This is a genomic window from Nocardia jiangsuensis, from assembly GCF_042650385.1.
GTDB lineage: Bacteria > Actinomycetota > Actinomycetes > Mycobacteriales > Mycobacteriaceae > Nocardia > Nocardia jiangsuensis.
The window spans coordinates 475,624-489,757 of record NZ_JBHSAX010000017.1 but is presented as its reverse complement, the minus strand read 5'-3'; the positions used below and the strand labels follow the sequence as shown (position 1 = coordinate 489,757).

Sequence of the window (14,134 nt, the reverse complement as noted above, 5' to 3'; positions counted from 1 at the left end):
CCGCGGCGCGGGCGAGTTCGGCTTCGCTGACGCCGTCCAGGCCGACCGTCCGCTCGAAGTCGCGGATGATCGGGCTGCCGGTGATCGCCCGGATGACCCCCAGCGCGAGTTCGGCGCAGCGGCCGCGGTCGGCTGCGCGCAGCAGGGGGTGCGTGGTGTCGGCGGGGTTCGATGCCTCCTGGGTGGCGTCCCGGTCCGGGCGGGAGGTGCCGTCGGGGCTCGCCGCGGTGGTGCTGGGCGGGGTCGAGCCCTCCGGGTTCGTGGCGGGGGTGCGGTGCGGGATCGACCCGTCCGGGCTCGTGGCGGGGGTGCGGTGCGGGATCGACCCGTCCGGGTCCGTGGCGGTGGGGTGGCGCGGGGTGGAGCCGCTGGACGGCGGGGTGGAGCCGCCGGACCGGGGCGTGCCGTGCGTGGCATCCCACTGCCGCCCGTACAACCCCTGGTAGTCGCGGGGGGAGACGCCGGAGTCGAGCAGCGCACCGCGCATCCGGTCGAGCGCGCGCTCCGGGCTCGGGGCGGCGCCCGGCTCGCGGCCGACGTCGGCGGTGTACACCCGCTCCAGTGCGTCGGGCGGCAGCTCGTGGCCGAGTTCGCGCAGCTCGCGCACGAAGTCGAGCTCGCGGGCGTGCGCCCGCGCCTCCTCGTCCACCATGGCGTCGACGAACGGCGCCCGCTCGGCGAGCAGCCGGTCCCGCGTGCGGTCGCCCGCCCCGTCCAGGTGGGTCGCGGCGTGCACCAGCGCCACCGCGAGCTCCGGATCGGAGCGGCTCGGATCGAGCAGCACCTCCCTGCGCAGCGGCGCCAGCCTGCTCTGCTCCCCCGCCCGGTAGGCCGGGTCGATCCCGTTGCGCCGCAACAGCTCCGCGGCCCAGCGGCCGGACTCGGTGCGGTTCAGCAGGGCGAGCAGCCGCGCGGTGCGCTCGGCCGCGGCGGTAGCCGCCCGGTCCGGCACCGGGGCCGGGGCAGGCTCCGGCGCGGGCGGCTCGCGCAGCGCGCGCTGCACCAGGTCGGGCAGCATCCGCTCGCGCGGCAGCTCGCGAACCCGCACGTGATCCCCGGCATCGCCGACCGCTGTCTTGAGGAACCGCAGCTCGGTGGCCGGGTCGCGCAGCGCCGCGGCGAGTTCCGCGTCGACGCGGGCCGCGTCGGCGAGCGGTGTCGTGTGATCGTTGCGTTGATCGGCGACGAGCACCAGCGGCGGCTCCCCCGGCACCAGCGCGACCCGGTCGGTGACCAACCGGGCGTCCGGCTGCCCGGCCAGTTCCCGGCTCAGCGCTTCCCGCGCGGCAGCGGCATCGATGGCGATCTCGGCGCGGTCGTGCGCCAGCCGCTGCTCGGCGTACCGGTCGGCCGCGTCGGCGATCCGGCGCAGATCGTGCTCGCGGCGCAGCAGCTGCTCCTGCCCGGCGCGCAGCTCGGCGTCGGCGGGGCGGCCGGCGCCGACCTCGCTCGGATCTACGCCGAGCCGCTCCGCGAGCGCGGCTCGGTCGCGGGCCGCTTCTGCCTCGAGTGCGGGCAACCGCTCGGCGAGCGTGCGGGCATCGCGCACGGTCTCCGGCAGCCCCAGATCGGAGCGCAACTGCCGCAGTTCGTCGAGCGCCGCCCTGGCCTCGCGGCGCGCCACCACCCGGTCGCGGTGCAGCTCCGCGGCCTGCTCGGGCTGGGTCCACGGGTGCACATCCGCGCTGCGCTGCGGCGCCATCCGGGTGTATGCCGCGTCGTAGTGCTGGCGGTAGGTGCCGCCGGAGGCCGATTCGCGGGTGCCGATCTCGTGCCGGATGGCATCGACGCCCGCCTCGCGGGCGGCCGCCCAGATCTCGCGGATCAAGGGCATCGGGGTCTGCGCCCGAAGCGCGGCCCGCTCGGCGTCGAAGGCCTGCCAGTACACCTGCTCGAGCGGGTCCGCACCCACCGGGATGCCGAGATCGCGCAGTTCCCTGGCGAATTCGTACTCGCGGGCGAAGGCGCTGGCCTCCTCGCGCACCATGGCGTCGATGTAGCCGTCGCGGCCGAGCGCGATCTGGTCGGCGATGCTCGCCGTGCGCCCGTTCATCGACCACTCGGCGTGCACGCCCTCGTGCACCAGCGTGCGCGCCTGGTCGACCAGGGGGTGGCCGTCGGTGGCGATCCGGGCCACGGTGTGCGAGGAGCGGAAGTCGCCTGCGGTGCCGTCGTCGTCGAACCGATCGATGTAGTTCTCGGCCACCGCGGCGCGCTCCAGCGCGGTCAGCATCTGGCGGCCGACCGCCGTGCGCCGCAACAGGTCTCGGACCTGGTCCGGGATGTCGTCGTGCAGGGCGCCGATCCGGGGCAGTCGCTCGGCGGCGCCTGGTGCCCGATCGGTGGCGCCCTGGTCGTCCGGGCGCACGGGGGCGGTCTGCCCGTCGTCGCGGATCGGCCGCTCCGCGTCGGCGGCCGGGCGGGACTCGGCGTCCGGGCGGACCGGCGGCGTCGGGCCGTCGGCGACGCCGGGGGCGTCGAACCACCCGAATTCGGAGCTGCGGTCGGTGCGCGGGAGCGCGGAGCCGGACCGGCCGGGGAGGTCCTGCGGCCGCACCGGGACGCCCTGCGCGTCGTAGAGCACGCCGACCGTGCGCCGCACCCCGCGCGGCACCTCCGGCGGGAACGGCGTCACCCGGCCGGTCGCCGGATCTCGAACCACCAGGCGGCCGTTCTCGTTCGCGATCACGTACGCGTGCGCGCCGACGCCGTGCTCGTCGACCGGCCCGACGTAGGCATCCACCACCAGCGCGGCGGCGCCGTCGCCGAGCCGGAGCAGCGCGTCGGCGACGTCGTCGTGGCCGTCGAAGTCGTGCAGCGGGCTGCCTGCGGCCGCGCTCAGCTCCTCCGGAGTGACGCCTGCCGCGTCCACCTCGCGGCCGAAGCCGCGGATCACCGGGCTGCCGGTGATCCGGCGGATCAGCTCGAGGGCGAGTTCGGCGCAGCGCCCGCGGTCGGCCGGGCGCACCGGCGGCTCGTCCGGGTGCGGTGTGCCCTGCTGCTCGGGCATCCGGGTGCCGTCGTCGACGGAACCGGGTTCGCCGCGCCCGTGCCCGGTCGGCTCCAGCGCGCCGCGGGCGCCGTCGAGCAGGTCGTCGAAGCGGCCGAGGATGCGCTCGCTGGTGCGGTCGAACTCCTCGAGCAGCCGCCGGTGGTCGGCGGCGGTCTCCTCGCGCCAGGCTCGGGTGGTGTCGTCGAAGTCGTCGAGCTGCCTGCGGATCTCGCCGTCGCGCAGCTCTTCGCCGGAGCCGCGCAGGTCGGCGAGGAGCTGTTCGAGCCGGCGCATGGTCGCGCGGTGCGCGGCGTCGGCCGCCGCGTCGGCGCGGTCGAAGGCCGCGTTCATCCGGTCCAGCTCGCGGCGCAGGGTTTCGGCGATCGGGTCGGTGTCGCCGGACTCCATGCCGCGCAGCACCTGGTCCAGGCGGTGCATGAGCCTGCGATGCTCCGCGGCGGCCGCTTCCTCGTTGCGGGCGAAGGCGTCGTCCAGAGCCTCGAGTTGACGGCGCACCACCTCGTCCAGGCGGGCGGCGGTCTCCGGGTCGGCGCGGTCGGGGGCGGTGGGGTCGGTGAGTTCGGCGGCGATCCGGTCCAGGCGCTCCATGGCTTCGCGGTGCCTGGCCTCGGCCGCGTCCTCGGTGCGGGCGGCGGTCTCGTCGAAGCGGGCGAGTTCACGCTGGACCGCCTCGTCGTAGCGGGATGGGTGCGGGGCCAGGTCCCGCAGGAGCTGTTCGATGCGGTCGAGCAGCGCGCGGCGCTCGGCGAAGGCGGGGCCATCGGCGTCGCGGACGTCCTGCTCCAGCGCGTCGAAGTCGTCGAGCAGCTGCCGCCTGGCCTCCTCGAAGTCGTCGAGCAGGCGGCGGTGCGCGGCGGCGGCTTCGGCCCGGTCGGCGTCCCAGGTGGCGGCGAGCGCCGCCAGGTCGCGGCGCACCCGCTCGACCAGGCGCTCGCCCGGGGTGCGGCCGTCGCCCGGGTCGGTGTCGTCCGCGGTGCGGTCCAGGGGCCCCGGGGCGGTATCCCGGTCTATCGGCGCCGTCGTAGCATCGCCGTCGCGGTCGATCGGCGCCGTCGTGGCATCGCCCTCCCGGTCGACCGGCGCCGTCGTGGCATCGCCCTCCCGGTCGATCGGGACGGTGGCGCCGTCGGCGCCGCGATCGGGCGTCGTCGGGTCGTCCGGCCCGCGGCCGGCCGGTGCCGCGTCGCCATCCGGCCCCCGGTCGATCCGCACCGTCGGCGCATCGGGTCCGCGATCGATCGGGACGGTGTCCCCGTCCGGACCGGGCCGCAGCGGCACCGTATCGGCATCCCCTGCCCGCCGGTACTCCCCGGCGAGCTCCGCGAGCCGCGCGATCTCGGCGGCCCTGGCCCGGATCTCCGCCCTGAGCTCCTCGTGCAACCGCGCGAGCTGCTCCGCGGTCGGCCGCTCGTGGCTCTCGATCCGGCCGTCGCGGAAGATCTCGTAGACCCGGGCTGTCTGCTCCGGGGTGGCGTCGGTCAGGTCGATGCCGAGCAGCCGCGCCCAGTCGCGGTCGGCGGTGCGGTCGATCGGGTTCGCGGTGTCGGGCGGGGTGCCCTCCGGCACCGGCCCGGCCAGGATCTCGCGCAGGAACTCCAGCGCCGCGCGGTCGTACACCGGCAGGTCGCCCCGCGGCTCGCGATCCTGCTGCCGCCGCAGCCCCTCGGTGAACGGATCGACCGAGTCCAGCGTCCGCAGGAACTCGGTGAGCGCGCCGAGCAGCCCGTCCCGCTCTCCGGTCCGGTACACCAGATCCCGGATCACCCGGGCGAGCGCCTTCGGATCGATCCCCTTCCTGTCCGGCTGGTAGATCTTCTCGGGCTCTTCGGCCGGTGCCAGGTGGCGCGGTTCCCGGCCGTTGGCCCGAGCCAGCTCGTCGCGCGCCGCGACCGCCACGTCCGGGTCGGTCGCGCGCACCGCGTCCGCGTAGTCGACGAGCGCCCTCACCTGCCGCAGCCTGCGGTTCTCCCTGGTCCCCGGGTCGGCGATGGCCTCGGCGATCCGCTCGGGGGTGCGCTCGCCCGGAGCCAGCCGCAGCCGTTCGCCGAGGCGCTCGCGCAGCCGGTCGGCGGCGTCGGAACGCTGCGCCGCGTCGAGCGACCGCAGGTACGCGGCGAGCGAATCGGTCAGCGTCCGCAGCGCTTCGGGGTCGGCGCCCCGGATCTCGATCAGCCGGCGCAGGAACTCGGGCTCGATGCCGTCGGGGTTGCGCGGCCGGAAATCCGGGTCCGGTCCGAACTTCTCCGGGTAGAGCTGCTCGCGCGGCACCCCGAGCTCGGCGGCCAGCCGGTCGGCGGCCCGCAGCACCGTCGCCGAGTCGAGCCCGCGCAGCTCCTTGAAGTAGTTGACCAGGTCCTTGACCTGCTGATCACGCAGCGCTCGCGGGGTAGCGGGATCCGCAAGCCGCTCCGCGACCTTCGCCAGGGTGGGCTCGTCCGGTGTCAGCCCGAGCCGGTCGGCCAGCTGGTGGCGGAGCGTGTTCAGCCGGTGCCACCGCTCGACGGTGTCGTTCGCGCGGGCGAGGTCGGCCAGCGTCTCCAGCCGGGCCGCGCGCAGCTCCAGTTCCCGGCGCAGCGCGGCGGTGGCCTCGTCCAGTTCGCGCGGGCTCAGCCGCTCCGGCTCCGGCACGCCGAGCCGCCGGGCCAGCTCGTCGAAGTCGGCCCGCACCGTGTCCGCATCGCGCGGCGGGCCCGCGGGCTCCGTCGCGGGCGGCCGGATTTCGGGCGCCGGGTCGGGCACCGGGCGCCAGGTGCCGTCGTCGTCCCTGACGAGCGTGACATCCAGCCTGCGGCCGTCGATGTCACCGCCGAAGTGCCTGACCTCGGGGCGCCCCACCTCGTAGACGTTCGGCACCCCGTCGCGGTCCAGCCGCACGACGCGGTAGTCGGGTACCACCTCGCCGCGATTCACCCGGTCGGCCAGCTCCGGGTTCGCGCGGAGCAGGTCGGCGAGTACCCGGTCGTGGTTCAGCTCGGCGTCGACGATCACCAGCCGCTGCGGGTCGCCGTCGAGCAGCAGCACCCGGTCGCCGGTGTCGGCGCGGAGCAGCTCGTCCACCCGGGCGGTCAGGTCGGCGAGATCGTCGGTGCGCGCCGCGATCTCGGCGCGGAGCCGCTCCACCAGGTCGAGCAACCGCTGTTCCCGGTCGCCGTCGCGGCGCAGCAGCTCGTCCGGGCCGACCTCGAGGATGTGCGCCCAGTTGGCCAGCTCCTCCAGCAGCTGGCCGCGGCGCAGCGCGTGCTCGAAGAAGGCGGGCAGGCCGCGGTCGTCCGGCCGGTCGGGGCCGAAATCGTCGAAGGTCCTGCCGGGTTCGCCCCCGTTGTTGACCGGGTCCCAGCGCAGCAGCGCGGCGTTCACCCCGTTGGCTCTGGCGACCTCGCCGAGGAACCGGGTCATCGGATCCAGGTCGGTGTAGTCGATCCGGTCGCTGAACGGCACCCAGGCGTCCTCGGCGAGGTAGCGCTGGGCGGCGGCGAGCAGCCCCTCGATCGCGGCGGCGCGGCGCAGGTTCCGGTACTCGGCCTCGTCCAGTGCGCGGCGCAGCCCCTCCTGGCTCGCGTCGGTGAGCGGGATCCCGAGCCGTTCGGCCAGCTCCCGCACCGCATCGGCCAGCGCCGCGCGCTCGCGCAGCGCCTCGGCGACCTCGCGGGCCCACGCCGCATCCGCCTCGGTGGGGTCGATGGCGCCCTCCGGCTCGGCCGGGACGGTGCCTGCGGGGGGAAGCTCGGGCGGCATCCCGTCCGGATCGGCCCGGTCCGGATCGAGCAGGTCCTCCCGGCCCGAGCGGCGCAGCTGCTCCTCGACCTCGGCGAGCAGCGCGGGGTCGGCCTCATCGATCCACGGCCGGTACTCGCTGCCGTCCGGGTTGCGCAGCGGCACATGATCGCCTGCCTGGTCCGGGATGCGCGAGGTGAAGCGGCGCAGGAACGGGATCAGCTCCCTGCGCTGCCAGAAGAGCACGCCCTCCTTGGCGATCCGGGCCGGGCTGAAGTCGGCCTGCACCACCTCGACCGGAGTGCCCGGCGCGCCGGTGATCGGATCGGGCGGGGGCACGTGGGTGCTGGTGTTCGGCAGGCCGGCCTGGTTGGCCAGCAGCGACTGGCCCGCACCGTCCACGCCGGAGCCGGAGGGGTACTTCGGCGTGAACGCCGGGAAGCCGGCGGTGAGCCGCTGCCAGAGGCGGCGGAACAGGCCGGGCCTCTTGCGGTCGCCGCCCTCCGCCCTGGTCGCGGGCGTGCGGTCCGGGCCGTCCGGCCGGAGCCGCTCCGGGGATTCCACCCGCCAGCCGCCCGCACCGTCGTCCACCAGGCGCACCGGGACGCGCTGGTCGTCGACGTTCAGCGTGTAGCGGCGCGTCTCCGGTGCGCCGTCCGGCCGGGCCGCGGGGGTAGTGGCCGGGGGGACGGCGTTCGGCTGGGCCGGGGCTTCCGAACGGTCGAGGGGGACGGTGGCATCCCGGTCCATCGGCGCTGTGTCGGCGCGGTCGAGCGGCACCGGGTCCGCGGATTCCCGTGCCGCCAGCACCGCGTCCGTCAGGTCGGTGACCCGCTGCGCCCGGTCGGGCAGGTCGCCGCGCAGCCGCGCGATGGTGTCGCTCTGCGCGGCGGGAAGCACCTCGGTCGGCGGCACCCCGAGCAGCCGCGCCCACTCGTCCCTGATCCGCGCGATCTGCGCCCGATGCTCCGGATCGGTCGCCTGCGCGTGCCGGTGCACGGCGTCGGCGAGCGCCTCGACGGCGGCGGCGCGCAACAGGTTCCGATACTGCTCCTGGGCCTCGAGCCGGGCCAGGTTCGCAGGATCCAGGTCGGCGGGATCGACCCCGAGCCGGGCCGCGAGCCGATCCCGCGTCTCCCCGATCGGCTCCGGCCGGATCGTCCCGTCGTCGAACAACCCCTCCGAACGCCCCGGCACCGCCGAATCCGGCGGCGGCACCGGCGCACCGGTCTCGCCCTCGAACCGCCAGAACTCCTCGCTGCCGTAGACCTGGTCCACGTCCAGCGGCCCGAAGTCGTCCGGGTACCGCAGCGGCCGCACCGGCTCGTCCGGCCGCTGCGGCCCGAGCATCCCCGGCTCCAGCAACCCCCGCGCCCGCGCCAGCTCCGCCAGCTCGATGAGCGCGGTCCGCGGATCCGGCAGCCGCGCCAGCGCGTCCCCGAGGCCGAGCGCCTCCCCCAGCCGCAGCAGGTACTCCCGCTCCGCGGGCGTCGTCAGGCTCTCGGCGCCGTTCTGCGCCGCCGCCAGATCGTCGAGGAACCGCTGGATGTCACGGCGCGGATCGTTCCCGTCGCTCGCATCGTCCGGGCTGCCCGGCGGCGGATCCGACGGGGTGGGCGGGGTGGGCGGCCCGCCCGGCGGTGGATTGCCGCCGCGGTCGTCGGCGGCGGGCGGGGCGGCGGGTTCGAGCTCGGGCCGGGGCCAGCGGCGGTCCGGGCCGGGGTCATCCGGGGTGCCGTCCATCCGCGGCGTCGCAGGCGCCTCCGCCGCGGAGTTCAGCACCCGCGGCTGTGCGGGCTCCCGCACCGTCGAGGTGGGGTCGGTGGCGCCGTGCGCGCGATCCCAGACAGTCCCGTACAGCGCGCGGTAGTCGACGCCCTCCGGTGCTGGCCCGCGTCGGAGCAGCCGCGCCAGCGCGTCGGTACCGTCGGCGACGCCGAGTTCCCAGTGCCGGTCGCTGTTCCCCGGATCGGCACGGAGCGCGGCGGCGACGCCGCTGCGGTAGGCCGTATCGTAGATCCGCTCCAGCCGATCCACCGGCGAGTCGAACCCGAGCTCCCTGAGTTGCTTGCGCAGTTCGATCTCGACGGCCCGCGCGCGGGCCTCCTCGCGCACCATGGCCTCGACGTACTCGCCGCGCGGCAGGCCGAGACGCTGCCGGGTGGTGCCCGCGGACTCCGCGTGCAGCGAATTCTCGGCGTGCAGCACCGTGTGCGCCAGCTCGCGCGCCTGCTCCAGCCGGGTCAGCCCCGGATCGAGTACGGCCACGCGCTGCGCGGGCAGGTAGCGGGTCTCGGCCCCGGGTTCGTACCGGACGGTGACCCCCGCGGTGTCGAACACCTCGTTCACCCAGCGGCCGACCTCGGTCTGCCCGAGCAGCTCCCTGACCCGCCCGACGTGCTGGTCGGTGTACGCGTCGACGCGGTTCGCCTGCCGATCGAAGGCGTGGGCGTACGGCGAACGCCGGTCGGACGCCTCCGGCCGCGGATCATCACCCGCCCCGAGCCGCTGGACTATGACGCTGCCGTCGCGGGTGACATCGACCACGATCCTGGTGACCGTGGTGCCTGCGTCGTCCAGGATCGCCGCGATCTCGGGATCCTGCCGCAACTCGGCCGCGATGCGATCGGTGGGCGCGCGCCCCAGCAGCACGATCTCCGCCGGATCGCCGGGGACGAGCACCGCCCGCTCGCCGATCGGGCGGCCCGCACCGGCCCGATCGCCGAGGTGTTGATCGACGATGTGCCGCGTCGCAAGGTCGGTGGCGTCCTGCCATGCCCGGTCGATGGCGTTCAGCGCATTGCTGTTGCGGTCGACGGCGTCGGCCAGGGCCAGTGCGTCGAATTCGCGGCGCAGCAGTTCGACCCGGCGCAGCGCGTCGCCCTCGGCGAGCGTCTCGGTGGCCAGCCCCTCGACATCGAGGCCGAGCCGGGCGCTGAGCGCGGCGAGATCGTCCCGCACCTGTTGCAATTCGTCGGCTACCTGGTCCCGCAGCCGGGACGGCGCCTCGTCGGCATCGAGGCCGAGCGATGCGGCCAGCCGCTCGATCCGGCGGTGCTGCTCGCCCGCGGTGGCTCCGGCCGCTCTGAGCTGCAGTGACAGCTCGCGGAGCCGATCGCCGGTGGCCCCGTCGATGGTCTCGTAGTTCGACGGCGGTTGCCCGTGTATCCGGTCCCAGGCCGCGCCGTAGTACTCGCTGTAGACGAAGCCGCCGCCCCACGTCGCGGGGCCGAGGTGCGGCGCCAGCGCGTCGACGGCCGCGCTCCTGGCCCGGTCTCGGTGGTCGGCCCCGGTGCCGGCCGGGTCCTCGGTGCGCGCGGCGTCGAGCGCTGTGTCGTAGGCCCGGTGGTAGATGCCCTCCAGCCGGTGCTCCGGGAGGTCGAGGCCGAGTTCGCGCAGCTGACGGGCGAATTCGTACTGACGGCCGAAGGCAGCCGCCTCCTCGCGCACCATCGCGGCGACGTAGGCGTCGCGGTCGAGGGTCGCCCGCGGGGCCTCGGTGTTCGATCCGATGCCCGTGATGTCGTACTCGGCGTGCACCGCCTCGTGGATCAGGGTGAGCGCCTGCTCGAGGTGGTTCTGGCCCGCGGTGAAGACGCGCACGGTCAGGTTCCCGCTGTCGTACAGCCCGCTCGCGCCCGGATGGTGCGGGTGGTATCCCTCCCGGACCCGGTGCTCGTCGAGCAGCGCCAGCGCCTCCCGGCCCACCTCCGTCTCCTCGAGCAGGGCGCGCACCTGGTCGGGGAGGTCGTCGAGCGAGGTGCCGATGCGCCTGCCGGTCTCGGCGAACACCTCGGCCGGATCGGTGCGGACGGCCCAGCCGTCGCCCTCCGGGCGGATCGGAACGCCGTCGCGGTCGTAGACGACGGCGGTGATCTCGGCCAGATCGCGGGTCAGGGTGTGCGGGTACTCGCCGCGGGTGCGCTGCGACGGGTCGGACACCTCGAGGTACAGCTCGCCGTCCGGGCGGGCGCGGACGGTCATGACGTAGGCGTGCGCGCCGACGCCGTGTTCGTCCACCGGGCCGGTGTAGACGTCGACGACAAGGGCGCGGGCGCCTTCGCCGAGGCGGAGCAGTTCGTCGGCGAGGTTCTGGTGCGGGGGCCGGTCGCCGTCGGCGGGCGGGACGCCGCGCAGGGGAGCGCCCGCGGCGGCGGCGACCTCGGCGGCGGACATGCCAGCCGGGCCGACCGGCTGCTCCGGCGCGCGGATCAGCCTGCTGCCGGTGCCCTCCTGGATCTCGCGGAGCGCGAGCGGAACGCATTCGCCGCGGTTTCTGGGCGCGTCGGGGGCCGCGGGCTCGTCCGGGCGCGGGGTGATCGAGTCGGGGGGCGTCGCCGGGTCGCCGTCGGTGCGGCGCGGGACGTCCCCGTTCCGCGGGCGGGCCGTGGGGCCGTCGGCCACCGGGACGATGGCGACCACGCCGTCGTAATCCGGGTCCGTCGCGCGGCGCGGCGGGCGCGGGTCGGCGGTGTTCGCGTCCCTGCGGGGAGCGGGGGCGTCGGCCGGGTCGGTGCCGCGGTCGCGCGCGGCTTCGTTCGGATGCCGGGGCGTGGGGCCGTCGGATGTGTTGTGCGGACGGGGTTTCCCGGAGTCGGGGAGGTCCGCGCGCGGGCGCACGCCGTCCCCGTCGTTGCGGACCGGAGTGGCGCTGTCGCCGGTCCGGGGCGCGGCGCCGTCCGCCGGACGTGGCGGGCCGCCGTCGCCCGTGCGATGGGGAGCGCCGTCCGCCGAACGCGGCGGAAATCCGTCGCTGCTGCGCGGGGCGGTGGTGTCGGTCGACCGGATCGGTGTGGTGTCGCCGGTCCGGGTGGGTGCACCATCCCCGGTCCGGGTCGGAGTGCCGTCCCCAGTGCGAGCAGGGGTCCCGTCCCCAACCCGGGTCGGCGCGCCATCCCCAGTGCGAGCAGGGGTCCCGTCCCCAACCCGGGTCGGCGCGCCATCGCCGCTGCGGGTCCCGGCGCCGTCACCTGTCCGCGTGCCCGCACCATCCCCCGTGCGCGGACCGGAGCCATCGCCCGCCCGCGCAGCGCTCGAATCGCTGCGCGGCGCTGCCGTTTCGGTGCTCCGCGACGGAGCGCCGCCTTCGCTGCGGGGCTGTGTCTGCCGCCCCGGCTCGGTGTCGGTGCGCGGCGCTTCGGCACCGCCGCGCTGCGTCTGGACGGGACTGTCGCTGCCGGTGCCGGTCCGGGGAGCATCGGCGAGGCCGGCGCGGCTCTCGACGGGGCGGTGCGGCGCGGTGCCGTCGGCGCGGGCGGCGGGGCTGCCCGGCCTCGCGTCGGCAGGTCGCGGCTCGGCGCCTGTAACCCGCGGGCCTTCGGTGGTGCGCGGGCTCTGCTGCGGGGCGGGGTTGCTCCGCGGCTCGGAGCTCGCACCCTGGGGGTTGGCCGGGCTGCTGCCCTGGGTGCCCGGTCCGGTGCTGGACGAGGCGGAGGGGCCGCTCTGTGTCCCGGACGCAGCGGGAGCGCTCGCGCCGGAGCCTGCGGCGTTCGCGCCGGGCCCCGCAGCGCTCGCGCCGGTAGCCGCAGCGCCTGGGGTGGCGCTGCCCGGGGCGACTCCGGGCGCGGCGGTTCCACTGTTACCGCTCGTGGTTTGCGTGCCGGAATCCACGGACGGGCCGGTGTCGAGCGGTCTGCTCGCCGTGTCCGCCGCGGATGGACCGTTCGACGAGGACGTCCCGGAGTCGGCGCCCCGACCCGCGTCGGCGCCATCACCGTCGGTGCCGCCACCGCGCCCGGGGTCGCTGCCCGCGACTACGGGCTGGTCGGGGCGCTGTGAGTTCCCTGCATCGCCGGCTCGCGACGCGTCCTGCGCGCCCGGATCGGCGGGCGCGTCGGCGCGCGGTTCGGCCCCGGCGGGGCTGGTGCCCGGAGCGTCGGAGCCGTCCCCGCGCGAACCGGTCTCGCCACCGGAGCGGTCCGACTCGCCCGGCAACCCCGCACGGTTGTCCCCGGAGTCGTCACCGCGCGGCTGATCCCCCGCGCCGTCCCGCGCGCCGGCGCCATCTCGACCACTGGTGCCGTCCTGCGACCCGGCCCCGTCCTGTACACCGGCACCGTCCTGCGAACCGACCCCGTTCTGCGAACCTGCACCGTTCTGCGCTCCGGCGTCCTTCGGTGAACCAGGCCCGTTCTGCACCCCGGCACCATCTCGACCACCGGTGCCGTCCTGCGACCCGACCCCGTCCTGTCCACCGGCACCGTCCTGCGAACCAGCCCCGTTTTGCGAACCGGCACCGTCCTGCGAACCAGCCCCGTTCTGCGAATCAGCATCGTCCTGCGAACCAGCCCCGTTCTGCGAACCAGCCCCGTTCTGCGAACCAGCCCCGTCCTGCCCACCGGCACCGTTCCCCGAACCCCCCTCACCCCCGAACCCCGCGTCCCCCACCCGCGGAATCGGCGCCGGCGGAGTCGGATACAGATTCGGATGATTCCCCCGCCACCAGGCGTCCGCCGCCCCCCGGCTCATCCCGGTGAGCGCCCCACTCCCCACCCCACCGGTGATGGTGCGCGGATCGAACTGGCTGAGCGACTGCGAGAGCTCCTGATTCGCCGCCTCCCACCCCTCGGTGAACCCGGTCACCAGGTACGGCACCGCGAGGCTCGCGCCGTAACCGCCCACCGCGCCGGTGAATCCGGCGCCCGCGCCGACCAGACCCCCGCTCTGCCAGGGCGCGAGGACGGCATCACCGTTCCCCCTGGTCGGCAGCGCCCGGGACACCAGGTTGCCGCCGAACTCACCGGCGGCAGCACCGGCGGCGGAGCTGATCGCGGTGATCCCGACCTGCTCCCAGTTGATGTCGTCGCGGTGCCCGGCTCCCACCTGATACCCCTGGACACCGATCTCCTGCACGGTGCCGATGAAGGTGTCGATCGCGATGTGCCGCACCAGGAAGGTGGCGACCCGCCGCCCGACGAACCGCGCGACCAGCGAGATGATCCGATTCATCAAGTTCTGCGCCACGATCCGCAGCGCGATCCGGGTGAAGCCGACGGCGGCGGCCTGCACCGCGGGCGCGGTGGGCGGGAAGATCCAGGCAGCCGCGATCTCCGCGGCAAGCAGCGCCAGCGACGAGTAGAACATCAGCTGCGCGTACTCGATCTCGGTGCCGACCGAGTCGGCCATCTCGCCGATCTGCTCGAACGCGGTCGCCAGCGCCTCCACCGACTGCGGCCCGGAACGCAGGCTGTCGAAGGCCACGATCATCTGCTCGATGCCATCGCCCGACGGGTACGCGCGAATGGACGCGGTCTTGGCGGCATCGATGTCGCCCAGAATGTCGCGCAGTTCGTTCGCCGCGCTGCGCCAATCACCGGCCAGCCCCCACATGCCGTCCGGGTCGCCGTCGGGGTAGTCCACCCCGACGAGCCACTCCAGCGGCTGGAGCCAGCCAGGTAGGTCAGCCAT

General features: G+C 75.5%; 1 protein-coding gene (cut by a window edge). It reads right to left on the bottom strand.

Translation table 11 applies throughout. From position 1 onward, the window contains the following. Window positions 1–14,134 carry the 5' portion of a WXG100-like domain-containing protein gene (locus tag ACFO0B_RS21430; RefSeq protein WP_378614306.1) on the bottom strand. 17,342 nt of this gene lie to the left of the window's left edge, so 14,134 of the gene's 31,476 nt are visible here — the first part of the coding sequence; its start codon is at window positions 14,132–14,134; its stop codon lies off the left edge, out of view.